Consider the following 25,718-nt stretch of genomic DNA (forward strand, 5'->3'; position numbering starts at 1 on the left):
AGGAAATTTTGCTTATTAGCTATAGATAGCCACGAATAGCTCCGGGCCTTTAAACAGCACCCACTCAACGATGCGGCTGTGAATTTGTGTTTTTTTATTTTTAAGGTTTTTCATAATACTGTGGGATATTCAAACGCTGTGCCTAATAACCCCGTTAACAGTATGATGACGAAAATTTCACCTAATGCGTTACAACGACCCGTAAAAAAGCGATGAGAGCATAGTATCAGCCTATTATACCCGGTTTTATGCGGATAAAATAGTGTCCAAAATAAAACCCCTGTCTATTTTATTAGACAGGGGTTTCAATATGTATAGTACGGATACTATGGGGGATGATTACATCATGCCGCCCATGCCGCCGCCGCCCATTGGTGGCATACCGCCGCCTTTTTCGTCTTCCGGATCATCGGCCAACACACACTCGGTGGTTAACAGCATCGAAGCGATAGAAGCTGCGTTCTCTAATGCTACACGGCTTACTTTAGTTGGGTCGATAACACCGGCACCAATTAAGTTTTCGTAAACATCAGTACGTGCATTGTAACCGAAGTCACCAGTACCTTCTTTAACCTTTTGTACTACGATAGAGCCTTCCACACCTGCGTTTTGGCAGATCTGGCGAAGTGGCTCTTCGATAGCGCGACGGATGATCTGGATACCAGTGTTCTCATCTTCGTTTGCGCCTTTAAGCTCCGCTAAAGCACCAACCGCGCGGATGAAGGCAACGCCACCACCAGCTACGATACCTTCTTCTACAGCCGCACGGGTTGCATGTAAAGCATCGTCAACACGGTCTTTTTTCTCTTTCATTTCTACTTCAGAAGCAGCACCGATGTAAAGAACTGCAACACCGCCGCTTAATTTAGCTAAACGCTCTTGTAATTTTTCTTTATCGTAATCAGAAGTAGTAGTTTCTATCTGCGCACGGATCTCGCCGATACGGCCTTTGATCAGGTCGGCATCACCATCACCGTTTACGATGGTAGTGTTGTCTTTATCGATAGAAATTTTCTCAGCCTGGCCCAACATTGATAGGTCAGCGCTTTCTAATTTGTAGCCTCTTTCTTCAGAGATAACGGTACCGCCAGTTAATACTGCGATATCCTCTAACATAGCCTTACGGCGATCGCCAAAGCCTGGTGCTTTTACAGCAGCAACTTTTAGTGAGCCACGGATCTTGTTAACAACCAAAGTAGCCAATGCTTCGCCATCAAGGTCTTCAGCAATAATTAACAATGGTTTGCCTGTTTGTACTTGTTTCTCCAGGATAGGAAGCAATTCCTTCATCGAAGAGATCTTTTTATCGTAGATAAGGATGTATGGGTTATCTAACTCAACTTCCATTTTATCAGAGTTGGTAACGAAGTAAGGAGAAAGGTACCCACGATCAAACTGCATACCTTCTACAGTTTTAACTTCAGTCTCTGTACCTTTTGCTTCTTCAACGGTGATAACACCAGAAGTACCAACTTTTTTCATCGCATCAGCAATCATCTCGCCAATAACTTCGTCGTTGTTAGCAGAGATAGAAGCTACTTGTTTGATCTTACCGAAATCATCGCCAACATCTTGTTTTTGAGCTTTCAGATCGGCAACTACAGCAGCAACTGCTTTATCGATACCGCGTTTCAGATCCATCGGGTTTGCACCGGCTGCAACGTTTTTAATACCTGCGGTAACGATAGCCTGGGCCAAAACGGTAGCAGTAGTTGTACCATCACCTGCAATATCAGCAGTTTTAGAGGCAACTTCTTTAACCATTTGCGCACCCATGTTTTCGATAGGGTCTTTCAGCTCGATCTCTTTAGCTACAGTTACACCATCTTTGGTGATAGCAGGTGAACCGAACTTTTTATCGATAATTACGTGACGACCCTTTGGGCCTAATGTTACTTTAACTGCGTTAGCCAAAATATCAACACCGCGCTTTAAAGCGTCACGTGCCTCAACATTATATTTAACTTGTTTTGCCATTGTTTTTTAAATTTTGAATGATTGAATTAGTGATTGAGTGAATGTTGTATTGCGTTTGCCGAACAGTTGAATTAAATTATTCAAAATTCAGTCATTCGCTGATTCACTAATTAATTAAATACTGCGTAGATATCAGATTCGCGCATGATCAGGTACTCTTTACCATCAACGGTAACTTCGGTACCGGCATATTTGCCATAAAGAATTTCGTCACCAACTTTAACGGTCATCGGGATAAGTGTACCCGAAATATCAGCGTATTTACCCGGGCCAACAGCCACTATAGTACCTTTTTGTGGTTTTTCCTGAGCTGTCTCGGGGATGTAGATGCCCGAAGCAGTTTTAGTTTCGGCAGCAGCGGCTTGTACAACCACCCTGTCTGCACTTGGTTTAATGTTTAATGACATAGTAATACTATTTGAAATTATAATTTTAAGTTTTCGTTAATGGTTTTCACATCAATTATGCCAAGCCGCTAAATAAACTTGCATTGGCATGCTTTTCTGTTTTATTGTCAGCCTTGCAGTTAAAGTGTTACTACATACACCTGCAAGTTTTACGTTTGGTGTCATCGTGTCAGGGCGGGTATAAAGCCAAAAAAGGCCTTGATCTCTCAAGGCCTTATGAATAGTCGTTTTTTACTATATATTATTTTTTGTTCGGGGCAGGTTGTGCTGCAGGTACGCTCAAAGGAGCAGTTTGCTGCGGTGTAGTGCTGGTTGGTTTAGAAGCTTTTTTAATTTGCTCCATCAATGCAGGGTCTTCTGATTTTTGCGCGCCGCCTTTAACAGATACGTTAATAACAAGCGACAGCACCATAATGCTGATAGCCAGTACCCAGGTGCCTTTTTCAAGGAAATCGCCGGTTTTTTGTACGCCCATTAATTGCGATGAGCCTGCAAAATTTGATGATAAACCACCGCCTTTAGGGTTTTGTATTAATACAATAAGGCCTAAAAGGACACATATAATGATGGTGATGATGATTAAAACTAAGTACATTTCTTGTTTATTTAATTGATTTTCTTTTCTAACTGTTCAATCTGGGCTGCAAAGTAAAGCTTTTTTTCCGGAATTTTCAACATCAAATTTTTATAAGTAGCTATCGCTTTATGGTATAGCATCTGGTCGCCATAAATGCGGGCAAGTGTTTCTGTCACCATAGCATCCTGGTCTTCCGAACTTTTCTTGGCTTTGTTCTCGTTATCCAGCTTATCTGCCGATAATGGTTTAATCTGCGGGTCGGTATGGATAAAGCGCTCGATAATGATATCCTCTTTTTTGTTATGGTCAAACTCTATCTGCGGCGGCGCTATTTCGCCTATGCCGCTAACCGATGTAAGATTGAAGATATTGGTGTAATACTGCTGCTGCAGCTCATCCGGGGCGTTATTTTTAGTGTCATTAGCGGATAGCGCAGGTTGCTGAAGTTCCGAGCGTACAGGCTCTGCATAAGGTTGATTAACCCCCGCGTGTTCCTTCCGGGTTTTATCAAGCCACCACATAAAGCTGTAGGGCAGGGTGTCATCATTATATTTTGATATGATATCCGGTTCTTTGGCAGCCTCGGTAATTTGCGGCAGCGACTGCGGTTCGGGCGCAACCGGAAGTTCGGCCGCTGGTTGCGCTTGCGGTACAGTTGTTTCGGCAACAGGTTCGGTACCGGTTGCACCTGCACGTAACTCATCCAGTTTTTTATCGAAGGATAAATAGTCGGTAGCGGCTATGTTGCCGTAGATCAGTTTCTCGGTTTCGTCGTCTATATAAGTTTGTTGTACGTTAGTGGCTTCTTCGTCCGGTTCGGCGGCTTCTGCAGGTGCCGCTTCGGTATCCTCGGCAAACTTGTTACCAAGGCTTTCTACGCCTATATCATCAATGCTTACTATCTCGTCGTAAACCTCATCCTCAATGTCATCCTGTCTATGAAAAACATTTTCCGGGCGATAGTAACTTTCGAATGAAGATACTTCCGCCGGTTCGGTTGATCCAGGCGCTTCGGCCTCATTAACTGCATGCTGTTCAAACGCCGAAAGCGAATGGTCGTAGGTTTCTATCTGGGGTTCTTCCGGGGCAACAGCAACAACTGGTTCTGTTGCCTGTTCGGCTTGTGCTTCGGGCGCTTTTTCAGCCTCCGGTTCAGGAGCCTTCTCGGGTTCCGGCTCGGGTAAAGTTTCAACAACGGGCTCCTCTACTTTTTCAGCTTCGGGCTCTGATACGGCTATTTCTTCCGCGTCATCTAATTTCGATAGGTCCCATGGATTAGCGAATGCATCCTCATCGTCATCATCAGATGCGGGTGAATGATAAACAGGTTCGGGTTGCAAAACTTGCTGATCGTATGTTTGCTCTGCCTGTGGCACCGGTACCGGCGGGGGCGTGTCGTAAGTAGGCTCGTCCTGTACTTCGGGCTCCGGTGTTTGGTGAGCGGGTTCTGCTGTAAAATCTTCGGTTGGTATGGCAAAAGTTTTTTCCTCTTCCTGCACAGGCTGTAATTCCTGCTCGTCTTGTTCGGGGGCAAATACCTCGGTTGGTGCAAAGTTATCTACAGGCGGGGCGATGTTTTGCGCTACCAAGCTTTCGGCTTCGGCAACCGGTGCATCGCTTATCACTTCGGCAGCCTCGGCAGCAGCGCCAATGTTAAAGTAGTTTTCGGGTTCGGAAGCCTGGCCGCCGTTGGATGCTTTGTTCACCCTGTCGCGCGATACGGGAAGTAAGCCATCCGGATCGTGCATGAGTTTATGAAGCGCTTTTGGGCTAAAATAGGCCGCGGCTTTGCGGATATCCGGCGTTTGCAGCGCGCGCGCATACATCACCTGCAGTAACCCGCTCTGCGGATTATCCTGTACCAGCCGCTCTAAATTATGCTTATATAACTGGCCATTCTCCGCCGGATTAGCCAGCAGATCCCACAAAATTTCCTTATGCCTGTTATCTATGTTTTGATCCACGTGGTTAAAACTACAAATTGCCTACCAATTATTGAAAGCCTTATTAAAAATATCGTCGGTTAACTGTTTATTAATATCCTGTATCAATTGTTGCTCCTGCGAAGAAATATCGCCGGTAAAATCTTTCGATTTGGTGAACGACTCGTCAAAACTAAGCTTTTTATAGGTAAACTTAACGCTAACAGTAATGGTTAAACGGCTTGCACCGGCAATGGGGGCGGTATTATTGTTGGTGGCCTGCACGGATATAGGCGCATAACTGTAACCTGTAATAGCGCCCGACATCATGGCATCCGCCTCGCCACCTCTAACAATGCTCAAGTTGGTTTGTGTGCGGATACGGTTCTTCAATGCCTCGGTAAAATCCTGACTGAGCGTGTTTATCACCAGCGGAGCAGTGTTTTCAAAATACTGAATGTTGATGGTTTTTAACTCCGGCGGGATGGTGGCACTGATTAACGATACCGAACATGAATTGAATAAACAGATTACGGCACCCAGCATAACCGTACTTAAAAATAGCTTTTTGGTCATATACCTTTGATAACTATAAATCTAGCTCTTTTATTTTACGGTACAAGGTTCTTTCTGAGATGCCCAGCTCGTTTGCGGCCAGCTTGCGCTTGCCTTTGTGTTTTTTTAACGCCTTGCGGATCAGGTCAGATTCTTTATCTACCAGCGATAGTGATTCCTCTACCTCCTCGGCCTCCTGCGTAATGTTGTAGGCATCAGCATTGTTATTGCCGATGTTTGTATTCACCGGCTGCTGCAGGGTAAATTGCGCCTCTTTATGGTTGTTTGACGGCAATTCGATATCGCGGTAAAGCTGATTTAGGGTTTGCGAATGGTTTTGGTACGTGGTGCTCACCCCGCCGTGCTCAATGATATCGGCAACAAGCTTTTTCAGCTCCACCATATCGCGCTTCATATCAAACAGTACTTTGTACAGGATATCGCGCTCAGAGAAATCTTCTTTGGGCTGGTTATCCAGGCGCATAGGTAAATTACTGCGGCTTGTTTCGTGCGGGATATAAGTAAGCAGGGTAGCGGCAGTGATCACCCGGTCGCGCTCTAAAACAGCCAGTTGCTCGGCCATATTCTTCAGCTGGCGAACGTTACCCGGCCAGGTATAGTTGATCAAAACCTGCTGCGCATCCTCATCCAGCTGGATAGGCGGCGTGCGGTATTTATCGGTAAAATCTGATGTGAATTTGCGGAACAGCAGGAAAATGTCTTCCTTCCTGTCGCGCAATGGCGGTATCCTCAGCGGTACGGTGTTTAAGCGGTAGTAAAGATCCTCGCGGAACTTACCGGCCTTAACGGCATCGTATACATCCACATTGGTAGCGGCTATAACACGCACGTTGGTTTTCTCTACCTTAGATGAACCTACGCGGATGTATTGCCCCGATTCCAAAACACGCAACAAACGCGCCTGGGTGCCCAAGGGCATCTCGGCAATCTCATCCAAAAAGATGGTGCCTCCGTTAACGGTTTCAAAGTAACCTTTACGTTCGCCAACGGCGCCGGTGTAAGCGCCTTTTTCGTGCCCGAAGAGTTCCGAATCTATAGTGCCCTCCGGTATGGCCCCGCAATTAACCGCGATGAACGGCCCATGCTTACGCGGACTCATCTGGTGGATGATATGTGAGAACACCTCCTTACCACTCCCGCTTTCGCCGGTAATGAGTACCGAAATATCCGTAGGAGATACCTGGTTAGCTATATTGATTGCCCGGGTAAGCAATGGCGAATTGCCAATGATACCGAAGCGTTGTTTGATTTCTTGTATTTCCATTTGTTCCATTTGAAAATTTGGCAATTTGAAAATTTGAAGATGCGCTCATTTTCAAATTTTCAAATCCTCAAATTAATCAATTATTCTTCCTATCAACGTTGCCGATGTAGTTCTCTCCACCAATACATTTGCGTACTGGCCTGGTTTGTAGCCTTCTGTTACCGGGAATATCACCATGGCGTTCTGGTCGCTGCGGCCGCAATAATCATTGTTCGATTTTTTGGAGAAGCCTTCAATCAGCACCTTCTCTACCCTGCCCAAACGTGCCTGCATGCGGTAGAATGAATATTGCTGCTGCTTGGCTACGATCTCGGCCAGGCGCGCTTGTTTAACAACCTCGGGTATATCGTCAGCATAGCGCTTGGCGGCTAAAGTGCCCGGGCGCTCGCTGTATTTAAACATGTAGGCGAAATCGTATTTCACATAATCCATCATGCTTACGCTGTCGTTATGCTCCTCATCTGTTTCGGTGCAAAAGCCGGTGATCATATCGGTAGAGATGGCACACTCGGGGATAATGCGGCGGATGGCGTCAATACGGTTGATATACCAGTCGCGGTCGTACGTGCGGTTCATCAGCTCTAATATGCGGCTGTTACCGCTTTGTACCGGCAGATGGATGTAGTTGCAAATGTTATCGTATTTGGCAATGGTGTATAGCACCTCGTCGGTAATATCCTTTGGATGCGAGGTGGAGAAGCGAACCCGCAATTCGGGGCTAACTAAGGCAACCATTTCTAAGAGGTTGGCGAAGTTTACTATTTTCACTTCATCGCCAACTGCCAACTGCTCACCGCCATCTGCCAACTGACCACTCCACTTATACGAATCAACATTCTGCCCAAGCAAAGTAACCTCACGGTAACCCTGGTTAAACAGATCGGTACATTCTGCTACGATTGAAACCGCATCGCGGCTGCGCTCGCGGCCGCGGGTAAACGGTACCACGCAGAACGAACACATATTATCGCAGCCACGCATAATAGATACAAAGGCGTTGATGCCGTTGCTGTTTAAACGTACAGGGCTGATATCGGCATAGGTTTCTTCGCGACTAAGCAATACGTTCACCGCACGCTGGCCGCCATCTACCTGTTCTATCAGATTTGGCAGGTCGCGGTAAGCATCGGGGCCTACAACTACGTCTACCAGTTTTTCTTCTTCTAAAAATTTGGCTTTTAAGCGCTCGGCCATGCAGCCCAACACACCAACCACCATACCCGGGTTTTTAAATTTGGCACCCGCAAATTCTTTGAGGCGGTTACGCACGCGCACTTCCGCGTTTTCGCGGATAGAGCAGGTATTGATAAACACTACATCGGCGTTGTTAAAATCGCTGGTGGTTTCAAACCCGCTATCGGCCAGTATCGAAGCTACTATCTCGCTGTCGGAAAAATTCATGGCGCAGCCATAACTTTCTATATAAAGTTTACGCCCGTTATTTTTACCCACAACAGGTTCTAATAACAAAGCCTCACCCTGCCTGCTCTCATCATGCGCCTTATCCGGAATAAGCAAATCCATCGTCATTATAAAAAATTGAACCGCAAAAATACAAAATTTTATATAATGATGTGACAATTTGTCAGCGACTAACAAAATGAATATTTTGTTGTTAAAACAAAGCCCTTTACAGGGGCTCATCATTCGGCATAAATAAATTACCCTATAAATGGCGTTTAAATTTCTACAGCACCGCTGGCAAAAAATAACCCTCATCGTAGTGCTTGCATTACTGGGGCTTACATTAATAATTGCCTTGTTCGCCAACAGTTACTTCGCGCCAAAATTATCTGATAAGATTAAAAGCCAGGTTTTAAAAAGCAGCGACAGCCTGTACCGCATAGATATCGGCAATACCGAACTGCATATTTTAAAGGGACAAGCCACGCTGTACGATATTAAGCTCAGCGTTGATACCGCCGTGTATAACCTGAAGAAAAAGCAGGGGACAGCGCCCAATAACTTGTACGAACTGCAGGTAAAACGACTGGTGGTATCGCATATGCAGTTGCTTACGCTGTACTTTAAAAAGAAGCTGAATGTTGGCCGTATTACCCTGAACGCGCCGGACGTGGAAGTTAGCTATCACCCGAACCAAAAGCCCGATACTTCGAAAAAAGATAAGCGCACCCTTTGGCAAAAGATCTCTAATTCGCTGGAGCTGATCAAGGTAGACGAGATCTATCTGAATGATGTGAAACTGAAATATAAAAACTACACCGGGCCAAAGGTTGCTGTGTCGCAATTAAAAGAATTAAACCTGAAAGCCACTAATCTGCTGATAGATTCGGCTACGCAAAAGGATACCTCGCGCTTTTTGTTTTGTAAGGACGTAAGGACAGAGCTATACAACTACAGCAGTAAATCGGCAGATGGTTTATATAACTTTAAAGTAAGATCGGTAAAGCTTTCTACTCAAACGCGCCGCCTGATTGTAACCGGTGTTAACCTGCAGCCTGTTGACCACGTAACATTTTTTAATAAGGTTAAAGACGACCGCTTTACATTCCGTGTTGATTCAGTCGTTTTCAACAGATTTGATTACATGAACTACCAAAAAAGCCAGGACCTGGATGTGGCGAGGCTTGCTATGTACAAAGGCTTTTTTGAAGTGTACAGCAATTACAATGGTAAGCTGCAAACCACCGACCGACTGGTTACCTTCCCCAATTGGGCCATCCGCAATGCAGTTAAGGCAAAGTTTAATATCGATACGCTCGATCTGAAACGCTTTGCCGTAACCTACAGGCAACTCAATAAAAAGTCGATGAAAACAGGGATGATATTTTTTGATAACATTAATGCCCGCCTGTTAAACCTTACCAATGGGAAAGAACTGCTGCAAAAAAACAACATCGCTACTGCCGGTCTTACCAGCTATTTTATGGGGAAGGGCAAGCTTAACCTATCCTTCAATTTTAATTTGACCGACCCGGCTTACGGTTACAGCTACAAAGGCCACTTGGGGCCTATGGATATTGCGGAAGTGAACCCGGCAACCATGCCGCTATCCTTGGTGAAGATCACATCCGGCAGGGTAAAAAGCCTGGATTTTAACGTCCACAGCACGCAAAAAACCTCTACGGGCACGGTATCATTTTTATACAGTAACCTGCAGGTAGATGTGCTGCGGAAGGATTATACCAAAAAATCCGTCATCACTACGCTGGCAAACGCCTTTATCATTAAGCACGATAACCCGGACGATGGCAGCAACGCGCCGCGCTCGGCAAAGGTGGCGTTCATCCGGCCCGCAAATTTCCCCTTCTTTAAAACGGTATGGCAAACTATCCTCAGCGGTATAAAGCCCTGCGCCGGCGTAGGCAAAGCCCAGGAAGAAAAATTCAAAAAGCAAAGTGCCGACGATGCCAAAAAAGAACAGGAAGACCTGCTGAAGGACGCCAAAAAGAAGAAAGAGGCAGAGGACAAAAAGTTTAAGGAAGCCTTGAAGAAGAAGAAAGAGGGGAAGGGGTAGGGTGGTGAGTGGAGAGCGGTGAGTTGTCTTTCTTTGGTAACCAAACTTTTTCCTACCTTCCAACTATAAACCCATCCCATGAAAACCGAACTCCAAAAAATGCTCGACGGCGAACTCTACGTTGCCGGCGACCAGCAGCTTGTTGAGATGCGTGATAATGCCCGCAAACTGATGAGCCAATACAACCAAATGATAGCGGAGCCACTGGAACCGCGTGTTGCCGTGCTGAAGCAGTTGCTGGGCAAATGCAGTACGCTGGATATCCAGCCACCCTTTTATTGCGATTACGGCACCCACATACAGGTTGGCGAAAACTTCTTCATGAATTTTAATTGCGTGATACTGGATTGCGCCATGGTAACCATCGGCGATAATGTAATGTGCGGCCCCTATGTGCAAATTTATACGGCTTACCATCCCATAGTTGCTGAAGAACGCATTAAAGGACCGGAACTGGCCGCGCCCATCACCATTGGCGATAATGTCTGGCTGGGCGGCGGCGCCATTATTTGTCCGGGTGTAACCATTGGCAGCAACACCACCATTGGTGCGGGCAGCGTGGTAACCAAAGATATCCCGGCTGGTGTGTTCGCGGCGGGTAACCCATGCAGGGTGATCAGGGCGATATAGGCCTATAAGAATAATATCGGATGACGAATGTCGAATATCGAGCGCCGAAGTTAAGGGAGCGATACTCGGTATTTTAGCCTTATTTATTATCTTGCCGACCTAAATAAAACACCAGCCCATGCAAGAACCCAACGCCTTAAACCAGGTAGCCGAATTTCATAAAACCTTTAAACACCCCGTGGTAAGCGGCCCGGCCATCCCATCAAAAGAGCGCTGCGCTTTACGCGTTTCGCTGCTGGCCGAAGAGGTACAGGAGCTGCAGGATGCCATTGCCGATAATAATTTAGTAGAAATTGCCGATGCCCTTTGCGATATCCAATACGTATTGGCAGGTGCCATATTAGAGTTTGGCCTGGGCGAAAAATTCAAAACACTGTTCGACGAGGTGCACCGCTCCAACATGAGCAAGGCCTGCAAAACCATAGAAGAAGCCGAGCAAACCATTGCACATTACCAGGCAAAAGACGGCAGCGAATCGTACCACAAAGAAGAAGATGGGCTGTTTTTGGTTTACCGTAGCAACGATAATAAAACCCTGAAATCCATCAATTACTCGCCGGCGGATTTGGGTGGGATATTGTTGTAGGTGAGATAGTGGCGAGTGTTTGCAATTCAAGCCCTAATTCCCTAAATTCACCTCATCATGAGCCACAATAACCGCCGCGTTTTTTTAAAGCAAGCCACTGCCCTGGCGGGTGCCTTTGGTGCCGCCAGTATGTTTAACCACGCCCACGCCGAAAATTTTGCAAAAGCATCGGCACGCGTGGCGCATTTAACGCCGCAGCAGGTGGCCGCCGACGAGGATTATTGGGCAACTATACAACAGGCCTACACCGTAAACCCCAGCATTATTAACCTGAATAACGGCGGTGTTTCGCCCGCGCCTGCGGTGGTGCAGAAAGCGCTGGACAGGTACAACGCGCTTTGCAACGAGGGCCCATCGTATTTTATGTGGCGCATATTGGATATGGGTCGCGAGCCGCTGCGCGAGAAACTGGCCGCACTTGCCGGTTGCCTGCCCGAAGAAATTGCCATTAACCGCAACGCTACCGAAGCGCTGAATACCATTATTTACGGCATCACCCTAAAAAGTGGCGATGAAGTTATTGGGTCCATTTTCGACTACCCCAACATGATGCACGCCTACGAGCAACGTGCCCTGCGCGACGGCATTGTTTACAAGCAGCTCAGTTTTAACTTCCCGATAGAGAACGACGAGGAAATTGTAAAGGCCTACGCCGATGCCATCACCCCAAAAACAAAACTCATCCACGTTACCCACATGGTAAACTGGGTAGGGCAGCTGATGCCGGTGCGCAAGATCTGCGACATGGCGCATGCTAAAGGCATCGAGGTAGTGGTAGATGGCGCGCATTCCTTTGGACTGATGGATTTTAAGATCCCCGATCTGCATTGCGATTATTTTGGTACCAGCCTGCACAAATTCCTTTCGGCGCCCATTGGCAGCGGGATGATGTGGATAAGGAAAGATCATATTGAGAAAACCTGGCCGCTTACCTGTGCCGATAAACCGCAAAGCCCCGATATCCGCAAGTTTGAACAGCTGGGTACCCGCAGCTTTGCCATAGAGCAGGCCATTGGCGAAGCCATCAACTTTCACAACGGTATTGGGCCAAAACGGAAGGAAGAGCGCATCCGTTACCTCAAAAACTACTGGGCCGAAAAAGCGAAGGCTATCCCTAAGGTAAAGATCCACACCTCGTTAAAAGACCAATATTCCTGCGCCATTTGCGGCGTAAGTGTAGATGGTATGACCCCCGGCGAGCTTGATGCCGCGCTTTGGAACAACTATAAAATACACGTGGTGGGCATCGTTTGGCAAAACCTCAGCTGCGTGCGTGTAACACCGCATGTATATACCACCACCGCCGATCTGGATAAATTTGTGCGTGCGCTAACGGAGATAGCGGGTAAGGGGAAGTAAATTTCGGATTTTTCGCTATTGTTCTTTTTATTAGGTGCTCAAGAGGGCTATGCCATTTCGGATTTTCGATTTCGGATTGATACGTTAGTTCCTTTACAGCTGGCTCAGTACTACCGGCGCAATGGCATTCACCCATAAACTATACATTGCCGCGGAAGGGTGCAGCCCATCGCTGGCATTCAGGCTGGCATCGGTTGCCGCTTTTTTAGATATGGGGGTGATATCTACATAAGCCACACCCTGTTTATCGGTTTCTGCCTTGTTAATGGCGTTAAAGGCATCTATATCCATTGCAATTTTATTGCGGTCGTACCCGTTGGCGAAAGGTGTTGCGCCCCAATCGGGTATGGAAATTACAAACACATGCTTTTTATCGCCATTGGCATAGTTGATGGCTGTATTTAAAAGCTGGATAAATTCGGTGCGGTAAACATCTTTGCCGTTGCCCCTGTACTGGTTGTTTACGCCAATAAGCAGGGTTACGATGTCGTATTTTTTGCTTGCGGTGCCGCTGGCATTAATGGCGCTGATCAGATCGCCGGTGGTCCACCCGGTACGGGCAATAATATCCGGGTTAGCGGTGTTATGGCCCGCCTGTTTCAGCTGCGCAGCCAGTTGGTATGGGTACGACTTCGACAGTTCTACCGCTTCGCCAATAGTATAACTATCGCCCAGGGCTAGGTAGGTAATGTTATCGGTATACACAGGCGCTGGTTTTATCGGGTTACTAATGGGCATTACAGGCGATTGTATTTCTTTACTACAACCAAACAGGCCAGTGGTTACTAATATTGTTGCTAAGATCTTCTTCATGCTATCTCCATACCAAACAATACGGAAATATGTTGGGTAAGGATTTTTTGAACCTCATTTAAATTTACTTCATGCCCCAGTTCCTGCTGCATACTGGTCACCGCCTTATCGTCTATGCCGCAGGGCACTATGTTTTTAAAGTAGTTTAGGTCGGCATTTACATTCAATGCCAGGCCGTGCATGGTAACCCAGCGGCTGCAACGCACACCCATAGCGCAGATCTTACGGGCTTTATCATTATCGCCATCAAACCAAACGCCGGTATAGCCGGGGTAACGGCCGGCGGTAAGCCCATAATGGGCAAGGGTAAGTATAACGGCTTCTTCCAGCGTGCGCAGGTACAGGTGTATATCGGTAAAAAAGTTATCCAGGTCTAAAATAGGGTAGCTAACCAGTTGCCCGGGGCCGTGGTAGGTGATGTCGCCGCCCCGGTTAATGGAGTAATAAACGGCGTTCTTTTCTTTCAGGCCGGCTTCGTCCAGCAGCAGGTGTTCGGCCTTGCCGCTTTTGCCGAGGGTGTAAACGTGCGGGTGTTCGCAAAAAACCAGGTAATTGGGCGTGAGCGTTTCTTCGAAAGAATCATTGCTAATTGCGGTCCCGCTGGGATCCGAACCCAGAACCCCAACATTGGCTAACTGTTGGCGATTGCGGATCTCGGTTTTCAGCTTCACCGTTTCGCCAAAGAGTTGTTCCTGCCGCTCCCAGGCAACTTTATAATCGGTTAGGCCCCAATCCTGTAGTATCACCTTTTTATTCTTCATCGTCTTATCCCTTCACGTAGCCTATCATATAATCTTCGTACTTCACGTAGTTTACCTCGTAGGCAATATCTACCGCACCCTTTTGCAGTTTGGCGTCTACTATACCATGCCCCTCAAACGCGAAGGGCTGCAGCAAAATATTATCTAAAAACGACACCTCTTTTTGCCCGTAGCATTTGTAAATAGACTCCTTGGCGCACCAGCAAACATACAGGTGGTCGATGGTGTTTTTTTTGCTGATAAACGCCAGTTCGTCCTGGCTCATAAATTTACTGGCAATGCGCTCCACCTTTTGTTTTATCTGTTCAATATCAATCCCCACCGGGCTGGTTTTGCTGATCATTACGGCGGCATAATCAAACGAATGGCTCAGCGAAATATGATAAGGGAGTGTAACCAAATAAGGCTTGCCGTGGCTATCTACCTTGCAATCGATATATTCTTCGGTGCGCAGCATTTTGCGGAGCAATACCCGGGTACCCAGCCAGTGCAGGTAGCGCTTGCTTTTGCTCAACTGTTTGGTAAAAGCTTTTTCGTGCTCATCCAGCTGCAGTTGCTTGTACAGTTCATCTGCTTCTTCCTCTATTCGCCATAGCGCAAACTCTGTATCATCGTCTATCTGGTGTCGGTACGCTATTGCCATAAAGGTAAAATTGCAAAAAGGATAACAAACTTATATCAGGCAAAGATAATAATTCGTTTTAGCCTCACCTATATCCTCTCCAAAGGAGAGGACTTACTTTTATAATTCAAATTAAGCCCTTCTCCTTTGGAGAAGGGTTGGGATGAGGCGATAAGATAAATAATAATTCGTTTTTAAGGCCGTGGGTTGTAACACCTGCGGGGTAACTTACGTCATACCAGTACTAAACAATATTTTAGCAAGCATCGCAATGAAAAAAATATATATAGCCGCCGCCATTTTAATAGCCGTTGCTTTAACAGAAAGCTGCCGCAAGCAGCAAATAGAAGCCGCAAGAACCGGCCAGGAAAAGGTTGGGAATTAACCGGAATGCTCTCCATTTGAGAATTTGTTAGAGTTGTGCGCTTGATATTTAAAATTGGCGGCTATTTACTTGCCTGTATTAACAATTTGATAAATATTGATAATCAGTTATTTAATTATGCAGTAATTTGTAACTTGTATGCCATTAGTTTCGTATTAGTAACTGCATATAAATTATAGATTAATGACCCCGATTGTAATATTTGGCATTATAGTGCTATCGCTTGCCGCTTTGCTGATATTTGGAATTATATTCTTCAGTATCCTTAAGTATATAAAAAGGCAGTATTATCCCAACTGGAAATTCCCGGATTACATCAGTGTGGGGTATGCCGACTATTTATACCATAAATACATCAAAAGGGACCTTAAAAAATAAGGCTCCCGCCACCCCCTTTATTTATTAAAAAGCCCGCCTTTGGGTTTAGCGTAGTTATTTTACGGCTTTCGGGCTATTGCTTTGCCAATTGTTAATTAAATGTGCAGAATATAGGCTTGCCGGGTAAGGCAATAAACAATAATTTAGTTGCCTCATTACCTGTACATGATATTATCAGACAAACGCATCCTCGAAGAAATTGAAAAAGGCTCTATCATCATAGAACCTTTCGACCGCGATTGCCTGGGCACTAATTCTTACGACGTACACCTGGGGAAGCACCTTGCTACCTATAAAGACCGTGTACTGGATGCCAAGCTTCACAACGAAATTATTGGTTTCGAAATTCCCAAAGATGGTTTTATACTGCAACCCAATACCCTGTACTTAGGCGTTACGGTAGAGTATACCGAAACACACCAGCATGTGCCTTTTTTGGAAGGAAAATCGAGCACGGGGCGTTTGGGTATAGATATCCATGCCACTGCGGGCAAGGGCGATGTAGGCTTTTGCAACACCTGGACGCTGGAGATCTCCTGCGCGCAACCGGTGAAAATTTACGCCGGTATGCCTATTGGCCAGCTCATCTATTTTGTAGTGGAGGGTGAGATAGAAACCTTTTACAATACCAAAAGCAACGCCAAATACAACAAGCCTACCACCCGCCCGGTAGAAAGCATGATGTGGAAGAATAAGTTTTAACGTATATTGGTCATATCTATAAGTATTGCAGCTAATTGGCGTTGTAATACTTATACGGTTTACCTATATCAGTTATGGCATCTAAACGTTTTTTTCGGGCGTTACTAACAGCAGCCTGCATTACAGGCTTTTTTGGTTTTGTGGCTTTTGACGAGCCTATCGATAAAATACAGCAGCAACTGGCTAAGTGGGCGGATAACAACCCGGCCGAGAAAGTGTACCTGCACTTAGATAAGCCCTATTATGCCGCCGGGGATGACATTTGGTTTAAAGCCTATGTTACCAGCGGCAGTTACCATGAATTATCAATGCTAAGCGGCATATTGAACGTGGAGCTGATAGATGCCCGCGGGGCCGTAAACCAGGCTATTAAATTACAATTGGACAACGGCACGGCCGCCGGCGATTTTGCCTTGCCCGATACCCTGCAAGCGGGCAATTACAGGTTGCGCGCTTATACCAATTACATGCGCAATGCCGGCAGCGAATATTTTTTCGACGCGGCTATCAGTATTATTAATAGCATAAGTACTGCCGGTTCAAAAACAACCAATAATAGCGTGCCGGTAAACACCGCGCCGGCGGGCCCGGTAAACAATAAGGCCTCTTTGCAATTTTTCCCGGAGGGCGGCTCGTTAATAGCGGGCGTTCAGTCTGCAATAGCCTTTAAAGCTATTGGTGCAAATGGGCTCGGCCTAAACGTTAGCGGAGTAGTTACCAATAACAGCGGGCAGCAAATAGCAACATTTAAAAGCATGCATTTAGGCATGGGCGTATTCAGCTTTGTACCGATGCCCGGCAACACCTATACTGCTAAAGTAACCTATGCCAACGGCAACCAAAGTGTAGTTAACCTTCCGCAAGCTTCAGATACGGGCTACGCGCTAAATATAGTGGATGCCGATGAAGATAATTTACGGGTAAGAATAACCACCGCCAGCGCTATGCTACAGCAAAACCCCGACCGGCTGGTAAGCCTGGTGGCGCAGAGCGCGGGCAAGATATATTACGCGGGCAAAAGCAAGCCCGGCAGCAGAGAGTTTACCGCCGTTATCCCAAAAAGCAAATTCCCGGAAGGGATAGTACAGTTTACCCTTTTTTCAGATTCGGGCGAGCCTTTAAATGAGCGTATCGTTTTTATCCGGCACCCCGATCAGCTAAAATTAAATCTTACAGCTGACAAATCAGGTTCTTCGCCGCAGCAAAAAATGAAGATAAATATAAGCGCGCTTAATGGCGATAAGCCCGCAGCCGGCAGTTTTTCTGTTGCCGTGATCAACGAAAGCAAAGTACCGGTAGACGAGGACAGCGAAAATAATATTTTTGCCAGCCTGCTGCTCACGTCCGATTTGCGCGGCTACATCGAAAAACCGGCTTATTATTTTAATAATGCAAGCGATAAAACCCGTGCCGATTTAGATGTATTGATGCTTACCCAGGGCTACCGCCGTTTTGAGTGGAAGGAAATTATGCAGGATAAGTTTGCCCCGGTAGTTTTCCAGCCCGAAAAGGCTTTGCAGGTATCGGGCACCATTACTACGCCCGGCGGGAAACCCGTAGCAAACGCAAAGGTGCAGTTGATAGATATTGATAATGCCGCTTACCAAATTGATACGCTTACAGATGCAAAGGGCCGCTTTGCCTTTACAGGGCTTGCCTTTGAGGACAGCATACGCCTGATTATACAGGCCCGCACTGTGAAAAATAAAAGAGATGTAATTATCCGGTTAGATTCTATTGCGCCGCCTATTTCCGGGGGCAACAAAAATGCCGTGGCCATGCAGGTAAGTATCAGCGATAGCCTTTCGGTTTATGCTAAAAGCAGCAAACAGCTTTACGATATGCAGCGGCGGTACGGTGTAGGTAACCACGTTATCACCTTGCGGGAGGTAGTCATCCGCGAGAAGAAGGTAGCGCTTAAGCACTCGGCCAATTTAAATGGCCCCGGCAATGCCGATCAGGTACTGCTGGCGCGCGATTTCAGGAACTTTGGCTGTGCGAATTTATCCGATTGCCTGCAGGGGCGGTTACTGGGCGTTATTTTTAACAATGGCATCCCGTATACCACCCGGGGGTATCGGCCAATGCAGCTAATTGTTGATGGGGTTTACGTAGAGGGCAGTTTTTTAAACTCGATAAATTATAACGACGTTGCTGCTATAGAAGTGTTGCGCAACGGCGCCAATACCGGCATTTACGGTGGGCGTGGCGGTAACGGGGTAATATTGATAACCACCAAACGTGGCGATGATAATGATAACACTTACAATGGGCCAACAGCCGGGCGCGGCATAAAACCCTATTATCCAAAAGGATACTTTAAGGCGCGTACTTTCTATTCGCCCCAATACGATTCTCCGAAAACAAATAAGCAACTGGCCGATCTGCGCAGCACCATTTTTTGGAAGCCGGATGTAGTAACCGGCACCGATGGTAAAGCCGTAATAGAATACTTTAATGCCGGTAGTAAAGGCACCTATAGGGTTTTGATAGAAGGTTTGGATGCCGATGGGAACATTGGAAGGCAGGTTTACCGGTACAATGTTCAATAAATAAGCCAAATTAAGTATTAATTAAACGGCCTTTAGTATATTGCATTTGCTTAAGCCTTTACCATGAAAGCGATACGGTTACTGTTTTTCTTTCTGCCTGTGTTGTATGTTACGGTTGCCGGCGCGCAAACCGATACCTCGTTTATAAGCCGTGCAAACGCCGTTGCTGCTAAACAGCCCCCCATCGAAAAAGTATACCTTCACCTAAATAAACCATCATACAATTTTAGCGATACCATCTGGTACAAAGCTTACACAGTTGTTGGGCAGCACCACCAGCTCTCGGCTTTAAGCGGCGTTTTGTATGTGGAGCTGATCAGCCCTAACGATACCCTGGTAACCCGCCAAACTTTAAAACTTACATCGGGCGTTGCCTGGGGCGATATCCCCCTGGCGGCAACATTACAACAAGGCGTTTACCGCCTGCGTGCCTATACCAAATGGATGCGTAATGCAGGTGCCGGTTATTTTTATGATCAGAAAATTAGAATAGGCGGACTCGCTTTGAATGCAAGCGCTAAACCAATAGTTCAAAAACCCGATGTCCAATTTTTCCCCGAGGGCGGCGAGATGGTAAACGGCATCCGTTGCAGGGTTGCTATCAAAGCCATCAACGGGAAAGGCTTTGGAGCGGATGTAAAAGGCGTTATAGAAGATAACGACGGTAACATCGTAGCCGATTTTGCCACGCAGCATTTAGGTATGGGCGTTTTTGCCATCATCCCGCAAAGCGGCAAAACGTATAAGGCCAAAATTAACGGGGCGGGAGAAGCAGTTTATACGATAGATCTGCCGCAGGCAAAAGATGAGGGGTACACGCTTGCAGTAAACAACAGCCGAGCCGACAGCATTTTTATAAAAGTGGCCGTAAACGATAAGTTTTTAACAGCCAAACGCGGAAGCGCTTTTCACCTGGTGGCACAATCTGCCGGCAAAGTATATTATTCAGCAAAGAGTAATCTTAGTGGGCCCGTTTACATGGCAGGGATAGATAAGGCCCGTTTCCCATCGGGTATAGTGCAATTCACGTTGTTCGGTTACGATAACCTGCCTGTGGCAGAACGGATCGCCTTTATTCGGAACAACGATAGCCTAAGTTTAACTATAAATGCTGATGCGAAAGTTTATAAGTTAAGGCAGCCGGTGAAGATTAACCTAAATGCTTTTGCAAAGGCGCAGCCCGCTAATGGCACCTTTTCGATAGCGGTTATTAACCAGGATACGGTAGGGGTGGATGGTGACACCGAAAGTACCATTGCCAACACCCTCCTGCTTTCTTCAGATCTGCAGGGAAATATTGAGTGCCCTGGTTATTACTTCGGCAACAGCCCTACAACAAAGGCAGACCTGGATCTGCTTATGATAACCCAGGGCTATCGCAAAATTGAGTGGAAAAAAATATTAACTACGGATGCAACTGCAATAGCATACAACGCGGAGAGTGGGTTAGAGGTTGAGGGGCTGCTAAAAACCAGCGGCAATAAGCTTATTGCCAAGGGGAGGGTGAGCCTTATAAGCACCCGCGATAATTTGGCAGTTGATACGGTAGCAAATTCAGCCGGGGAGTTTAAGTTTACCGGTTTAAATCTGTCTGATACATCAAAGGTTGTGCTGAGGGCGCGTAACGGCAATAAAGGTTATAATATAAACGTATTTTTAAAGTTGCCAACGGTTGCGCCTATTGTAAAAAGAGCCCTGGCGGATAGCGCGTATGGGCAGGCTAATGTATCGCCACCCGCAGCACAGTCACTGTTAAAAACCGGCCGGCTATATGTAGCTAAACAAAAACAGGAACAAATAAAACACGGAATATTGTTAAAGCAGGTTGATATAAAAGCAAGTACACGCAAAGCAGAGCCGCCGGGCAGGGAGAATAATTATGGCGCGTCTGTAGCAGATTTTAAGATCGACGGGAAAAAATTAGGGACCTCAAACCTTAGCATGGGGCTGCAGTTAAATTTGCCATTTGTTAGTTATAAAGATGGTAAGTTTAGACAGATAGGGCCACCCTTTGCGCAGCATCATATTATTATAGATGGTACAGAGGTTGAACCTGATCAGATAAAAATGTACGATATAGCAGATATAGACAATGTAAAGATGAGCGCTAATAAATTTGATAAACTTTTGTACAGCGTGCAGGATACACCCGAGATAGGAGGGGACCTCATCATCATCACCACAAAAATGCATGCCGGCACGCGGAACCCAGCCTCACGGAGCCATCAAAAGGAGGTAACAATGCCTGATAGCAATAAATATATAACTAACGACCCACCTGCCGGTTTGATGGGTTTTACCGCCAAAGGCTTTACACCAACGCGCTCCTTCTATATGCCAAAATACTCGGCAGCCACGCCATTGCCCGATCTGCGCGGAACCGTTTACTGGAACCCCAATATTATTACTGATAAGGACGGCAAAGCTACAATTGAGTATTTAAATAACGATACCAGAGGCACCTACCGCGTTGTAGTGGAGGGTATTGACGAGGAAGGCAATTTGGGCAGGCAGATTTATAAATACAAAGTAGAGTAATTTTTCGCTGCAAATAAGTAACAGTTTAATTTTCTGTTAATCGAACGTTTGATATATTAGCTCATCTAAACCGCATCATTTTTAAGCCCCATGAAAATATTCCACCGCCTGTTATTTTTATTATGCATTTTATGTTCTACCGCTGCCCTTGCGCAAACCGATAGTAGTTTTTTAACAAAGACCGTCGGCAACCTAAAAGCCACCTATGGCGCAAAACCGGTAGAAAAGGTATACCTCCATTTAGATAAACCCAATTACATCCCGGGCGATACCCTTTGGTTTAAGTCATATACCGTTGTAGGCAAAACACATGCGCTATCGGCCCTTAGCGGTGTATTATATGTTGAACTGATAAGCCCCCGCGATTCGATAGTAAAACGTATAGTACTTAGATTAACCTCGGGGATTGCCTTAGGCGATTTTGCCCTTTCGGGCAAGCTAACGCCGGGCAACTACAACATCAGGGCATATACCGCCTGGATGCGCAACGCCGGCCCCGATTACTTTTACAACCAGCGCGTAAATATAGGCGGGATAAGCCCGGGCGAACTCGCGGCGCCGGCCGCCAAACTAAACCCCGATGTGCAGTTCTTTCCCGAGGGTGGCGAGATGGTTAACGGTGTGCGTTCCAAGATCGCGTTTAAAGCTGTAAGTCAAAATGGCTCGGGCGAAAATATAAAAGGCAGCATTATTGATAACGAAGGCACCGCGGTGGCCGAGTTTGAAAGCGCACATGCCGGTATGGGTATATTTGCATTGTTGCCACAGGCAGGCAAAGCTTATTCGGCAAAAATAACCCTTGCCGATGGCCGCGCGTTTACCGCGCCCTTACCAAAGGCATTGGATGCGGGTTATGTATTAACGGTAAACAACACGCGCAAGGATAGCCTTTTTATAAAGGTGGCAACCAACGGCCAGCAATTCCAGGCGAAGCAAAATACTGCTTTTTACCTGGTTGGCCAAAGTGGGGGCGAGGTGTATTATACAGCTGCGGGTACTTTAAAAACACCGGTATTCGGCGCAGGAATCGATAAAAGGCGCTTCCCCTCGGGTATTGTGCAGTTTACCTTGTTTGCCGACGGGCAGCCCGTAAATGGGCGTATTGTTTTTGTGCAAAGCGACGATACGCTGAAAATGACCTTGTCGTCATCCGTGAAAACTTATGCAGCGAGAAGCCCTGTAAAGCTCGATTTTGTTGCCAAAAACGACGCGAATGAGCCGGTTGCCGGTAGTTTTTCGGTCGCGGTTATTAACGAGAGCAGGGTTGGGGCTGATGAAAACGTAGAGGGCTCCATATTCAGCCATCTGCTGCTCACCTCCGATCTGAAGGGCTATATCGAAAAGCCAAACTATTATTTTACAAACACTACAGATGCCAAACGGGCCGAATTGGATATCCTGATGCTAACCCAGGGGTACCGACGTTTTGAGTGGAAGCAAATACTGACTGCCCCCGATACCCGTATAGTTAACCAGCCCGAGCAAAGCCTTACGCTGGAGGGCACTATTAAAACAACCGGGGGCGGCATAGTGCCCAATGGTAAATTAATGCTCACCGCCACGCGCGAAAACACCGTGCTGGATACCGTTACCGATGCCACCGGAAATTTCAAATTCACCAACCTGCAATTGTCGGATACAGCCAAGATAGTGCTGCAAGCCCGCAAGCAGAACGATGGCAAACGGGTAGCCATTTATGTTAAAGAGCCAGAATATCCCAACATCATTAAAAGTAATGCGCAGGAAGCAGCAAATAACGACCTTTCGGCAGAGGCGCTGCGGAACAGTTATGCAGCCTATCAGAACCAATTGCACAATGACTCTTTGAAGTATGGCAAGCAGTTGAGCCAGGTAAATATCACCGAAAAAAAACTGGATAAAGGCGACCCTTATGGTGCTAAACGGAACGTAGCCGGGCGTACTTACAATATGAAGCAATACCTTGGCTTCCCATCCATGCGCGAAGTTATACTAAATGCCCTCATTGGTTATAAAATGGTAGGCGATGTCCTTATCAAAGCAGGTAAAACAGGTGGTCCGACTGATATATTTCTCGACGGAAGTCTTGTAAGCGTTGACAATTTGTACGCTTATCTACCATCGGAAATAGAGAGCTTTAAAACCGGTGATGTTGGTGATGTGCAGGAGGCTCAAATACAGAAAGCCTATATCGTAATAACCACCAAACGCCGGGCAGGTACCGATACCACTGTTTTAAAGCAGGTAACGATTACCGCAAAAAAAGCAAAGAAAAACGTGGTAACCCGCTCATCAAACCTCCATGGTGCCGGCAATGCCGACCAGGTGCTGATGGGTGATCAGATAGGAGCCAATTGCGTTAATGTTTCTGATTGCCTGCGGAATAAAATATTTGGTGTGACTTTTAAACAGGACGGCACGCCCGTAAACTCTCGTGGTGGCGATATGTTAATTGAAGTTGATGGGAACCGAATGCCCGGCAGTGAACTAAATAACATTAACGCTAATGATATTAACAGCATAGAAGTTTTGCGTAGCACTTTTTCAAAATCTATTTACGGCAGCGATATTGGCGGTGGTTTGCTAATTATCACCATGAAACAAGGCAGCGAACGCAAGTTTGTAACCAGCGAATCGCCAACAGGGTTGATCACCTATCCGTTTAAAGGCTTTTATAAAGCCCGTACTTACTATACACCAAAATACACTACGGCCAATAAAAATGGCGGCGTGCTTGATCTGCGCTCGGGTATTTACTGGAAACCGGATGTGCTTACCGGGAAGGATGGTAAAGCAACGTTTGATTATTTTAATGCCGATACAAAAGGAACCTACCGCGTGGTAATAGAGGGGATAGATGATGAGGGCAACCTGGGCCGGCAGGTGTACCGCTACAAAGTGGAGTAATTGGCAGTGGAATCGCTTTTAGAATTTTTACGGGCTTATTCAGTAGTGATTCGTTTAAAATTACGATGTTCGGGCTTGTTCGGGCTGTTCGCGCTCCATGCCGAACGCGAACAAGCCTGAAAGCAATTGAAATTATTGCCAGGATCCGTACGGTTACCGGTGTTGTTTTAAAAGCGATTTCACGGGAGTAATTGCCGCTAACCCTGTAGTTTTGAACTTTTTTGAGTAAATTTGCCGGTAGATATGCCAACTGAAGTACAGGAAGAAACGCTCACCCTCGAAGAAATACTGGCCGGGCTGAAAGAGATGCACCGCCTTATTTTGTGGAACGATGACCATAATACGTTCGACCACGTTATTCATTGTATGATGAAATATTTGGATTACTCCGAACCGCAATCAGAAAAAATAGCCTGGAAAGTGCACAACGAGGGTAAATGCGCTGTGCTCGAGGGCTCCTACACCGAGATGGAAATCTACCGCAAAATACTGCAGCAGGAAGGGCTGACAGTCAGCGTGGATTAAATCTTACATCCGCAAATGAACCCCATCCTTCAAACAAACCGCCTGACTATTCGCCAATTAACCACCGGTGATACTGCTTTTATTATTGAGCTGCTCAATACCCCCGGCTGGCTACAATTCATCGGCGACCGCAACGTACGTACTACCGAAGAAGCAATAAGCTACCTCACAAACGGCCCGCTGAAAAGCTACGCCGAAAATGGTTTCGGTTTGTACCTGGTAGCAACCAAAGCAGATGATATCCCCATTGGGATGTGCGGCATTCTTAAACGCGCCACTTTAGATAACCCTGATATCGGCTATGCCCTTTTACCCGCCTTTGCAGGCATGGGTTACGCTTATGAAATGGCAAACGCCGTATTAAACTATGCGCTACAGGAGCTGAAACTGCCCTCCGTTTGTGCCATAACACTGCCTGTTAATGCCAGTTCCATTAAACTTTTAGCAAAACTGGGGCTAAAAAACAAAGGCCCTTTTGTTGCTGAAGACACTAAAGAAACGCTGTTGCTTTTCCAAAGCTAATTTACCGGGCGCGTTTAATTGTAATTTCCCATCTGTTAATAATGGCCGCTCGTCTATACAAAGCGGGTGTCCGTCTATCCTGTTTTTATTGCTAAAATATTTTTTTGTCTTTTGCTTCATCATCCGGGGCTGGTAAACCTGAGATTGATTTAGTTGAGTTATTGATTTATTCGGTAACGATGCGTTCTGCGTGAGATACAGAACGCATTTTTTATTCCCGCCGTTTTGCAACATTTATTGTATCAACTTAAACATTAG

Annotated in this window: 21 protein-coding genes; 11 read left to right on the plus strand and 10 right to left on the minus strand. The window is 46.3% G+C overall.

Going from position 1 to position 25,718, the window contains the following annotated elements:
- Positions 1–339 precede the first annotated feature (339 nt).
- The 7 genes from groL to miaB form a co-directional block, all read right to left on the minus strand.
- Positions 340–1,977: a chaperonin GroEL gene (groL, locus tag IDJ77_RS17440; RefSeq protein ID WP_191190265.1), complete on the minus strand. Its 1,638-nt coding sequence runs from the start codon at positions 1,975–1,977 to the stop codon at positions 340–342.
- Positions 1,978–2,087: 110 nt separating this feature from the next.
- Positions 2,088–2,384 (minus strand): co-chaperone GroES, encoded by a 297-nt coding sequence (locus IDJ77_RS17445; protein WP_191190266.1) that lies wholly within the window; start codon positions 2,382–2,384, stop codon positions 2,088–2,090.
- A gap of 241 nt (positions 2,385–2,625) precedes the next feature.
- Entirely contained in the window at positions 2,626–2,979 is a 354-nt protein-coding gene (gene secG / locus IDJ77_RS17450) for a preprotein translocase subunit SecG (protein WP_191190267.1), read from the minus strand.
- Between the two features lie 11 nt (positions 2,980–2,990).
- Positions 2,991–4,925, minus strand: a complete 1,935-nt coding sequence (locus IDJ77_RS17455; protein WP_191190268.1) for a hypothetical protein — start codon at positions 4,923–4,925, stop codon at positions 2,991–2,993.
- Between the two features lie 21 nt (positions 4,926–4,946).
- Positions 4,947–5,459, minus strand: a complete 513-nt coding sequence (locus IDJ77_RS17460) for an LptE family protein (RefSeq protein ID WP_191190269.1) — start codon at positions 5,457–5,459, stop codon at positions 4,947–4,949.
- Positions 5,460–5,472: 13 nt separating this feature from the next.
- Entirely contained in the window at positions 5,473–6,723 is a 1,251-nt protein-coding gene (locus tag IDJ77_RS17465; RefSeq protein WP_191190270.1) for a sigma-54 interaction domain-containing protein, read from the minus strand.
- Between the two features lie 72 nt (positions 6,724–6,795).
- The gene (gene miaB, locus IDJ77_RS17470) at positions 6,796–8,247 is read right to left on the minus strand and encodes a tRNA (N6-isopentenyl adenosine(37)-C2)-methylthiotransferase MiaB (protein ID WP_191190271.1); all 1,452 of its coding nucleotides are present in this window, start codon (positions 8,245–8,247) and stop codon (positions 6,796–6,798) included.
- Positions 8,248–8,395: 148 nt separating this feature from the next.
- Between miaB and IDJ77_RS17475 the strand changes: the two genes are divergently transcribed.
- The 4 genes from IDJ77_RS17475 to IDJ77_RS17490 all read left to right on the plus strand — a co-directional run bounded on the left by IDJ77_RS17475 (position 8,396) and on the right by IDJ77_RS17490 (position 12,776).
- Positions 8,396–10,201, plus strand: a complete 1,806-nt coding sequence (locus tag IDJ77_RS17475; RefSeq protein WP_191190272.1) for a hypothetical protein — start codon at positions 8,396–8,398, stop codon at positions 10,199–10,201.
- 78 nt (positions 10,202–10,279) lie between these two features.
- Positions 10,280–10,831 carry a sugar O-acetyltransferase gene (locus tag IDJ77_RS17480; protein WP_191190273.1) on the plus strand — a complete coding sequence of 184 codons (552 nt, stop codon included), beginning with the start codon at positions 10,280–10,282 and terminating at the stop codon, positions 10,829–10,831.
- Between the two features lie 118 nt (positions 10,832–10,949).
- Positions 10,950–11,417 carry a pyrophosphohydrolase domain-containing protein gene (locus tag IDJ77_RS17485; RefSeq protein ID WP_191190274.1) on the plus strand — a complete coding sequence of 156 codons (468 nt, stop codon included), beginning with the start codon at positions 10,950–10,952 and terminating at the stop codon, positions 11,415–11,417.
- A gap of 57 nt (positions 11,418–11,474) precedes the next feature.
- Positions 11,475–12,776: an aminotransferase class V-fold PLP-dependent enzyme gene (locus IDJ77_RS17490; RefSeq protein ID WP_191190275.1), complete on the plus strand. Its 1,302-nt coding sequence runs from the start codon at positions 11,475–11,477 to the stop codon at positions 12,774–12,776.
- 93 nt (positions 12,777–12,869) lie between these two features.
- Here the strand turns inward: IDJ77_RS17490 and IDJ77_RS17495 are convergent, their stop codons facing one another.
- The 3 genes from IDJ77_RS17495 to IDJ77_RS17505 are packed head-to-tail and all read right to left on the minus strand — an operon-like array spanning position 12,870 to position 14,993.
- Positions 12,870–13,589 carry an SGNH/GDSL hydrolase family protein gene (locus IDJ77_RS17495; protein ID WP_191190276.1) on the minus strand — a complete coding sequence of 240 codons (720 nt, stop codon included), beginning with the start codon at positions 13,587–13,589 and terminating at the stop codon, positions 12,870–12,872.
- Complete coding sequence (gene lipB / locus IDJ77_RS17500; RefSeq protein ID WP_191190277.1) at positions 13,586–14,350, minus strand: lipoyl(octanoyl) transferase LipB; 765 nt, start codon at positions 14,348–14,350, stop codon at positions 13,586–13,588. Before lipB ends, IDJ77_RS17495 begins: the two co-directional genes overlap by 4 nt.
- Positions 14,351–14,354: 4 nt before the next feature.
- Positions 14,355–14,993, minus strand: coding sequence for a 4'-phosphopantetheinyl transferase family protein (locus IDJ77_RS17505; RefSeq protein WP_191190278.1), 639 nt, complete (start codon positions 14,991–14,993; stop codon positions 14,355–14,357).
- A gap of 547 nt (positions 14,994–15,540) precedes the next feature.
- Between IDJ77_RS17505 and IDJ77_RS17510 the strand changes: the two genes are divergently transcribed.
- The 7 genes from IDJ77_RS17510 (at position 15,541) to IDJ77_RS17540 (ending at position 25,460) form a co-directional block, all read left to right on the plus strand.
- Positions 15,541–15,735 carry a hypothetical protein gene (locus IDJ77_RS17510; protein WP_191190279.1) on the plus strand — a complete coding sequence of 65 codons (195 nt, stop codon included), beginning with the start codon at positions 15,541–15,543 and terminating at the stop codon, positions 15,733–15,735.
- A gap of 165 nt (positions 15,736–15,900) precedes the next feature.
- Complete coding sequence (gene dcd, locus IDJ77_RS17515; protein ID WP_191190280.1) at positions 15,901–16,437, plus strand: dCTP deaminase; 537 nt, start codon at positions 15,901–15,903, stop codon at positions 16,435–16,437.
- A 74-nt stretch (positions 16,438–16,511) separates the two neighbouring features.
- Complete coding sequence (locus tag IDJ77_RS17520) at positions 16,512–18,989, plus strand: carboxypeptidase-like regulatory domain-containing protein (RefSeq protein ID WP_191190281.1); 2,478 nt, start codon at positions 16,512–16,514, stop codon at positions 18,987–18,989.
- A 63-nt stretch (positions 18,990–19,052) separates the two neighbouring features.
- Positions 19,053–21,527: a hypothetical protein gene (locus tag IDJ77_RS17525; RefSeq protein WP_191190282.1), complete on the plus strand. Its 2,475-nt coding sequence runs from the start codon at positions 19,053–19,055 to the stop codon at positions 21,525–21,527.
- A gap of 90 nt (positions 21,528–21,617) precedes the next feature.
- Entirely contained in the window at positions 21,618–24,413 is a 2,796-nt protein-coding gene (locus IDJ77_RS17530; protein WP_191190283.1) for a TonB-dependent receptor plug domain-containing protein, read from the plus strand.
- A gap of 243 nt (positions 24,414–24,656) precedes the next feature.
- The gene (locus IDJ77_RS17535; RefSeq protein ID WP_128535253.1) at positions 24,657–24,938 is read left to right on the plus strand and encodes an ATP-dependent Clp protease adaptor ClpS; all 282 of its coding nucleotides are present in this window, start codon (positions 24,657–24,659) and stop codon (positions 24,936–24,938) included.
- 15 nt (positions 24,939–24,953) lie between these two features.
- Positions 24,954–25,460 (plus strand): GNAT family N-acetyltransferase, encoded by a 507-nt coding sequence (locus IDJ77_RS17540; RefSeq protein WP_224751150.1) that lies wholly within the window; start codon positions 24,954–24,956, stop codon positions 25,458–25,460.
- Positions 25,461–25,718: the final 258 nt, after the last annotated feature.

Source organism: Mucilaginibacter pankratovii (assembly GCF_014773265.1).
Classification (GTDB): Bacteria; Bacteroidota; Bacteroidia; order Sphingobacteriales; family Sphingobacteriaceae; genus Mucilaginibacter; species Mucilaginibacter pankratovii.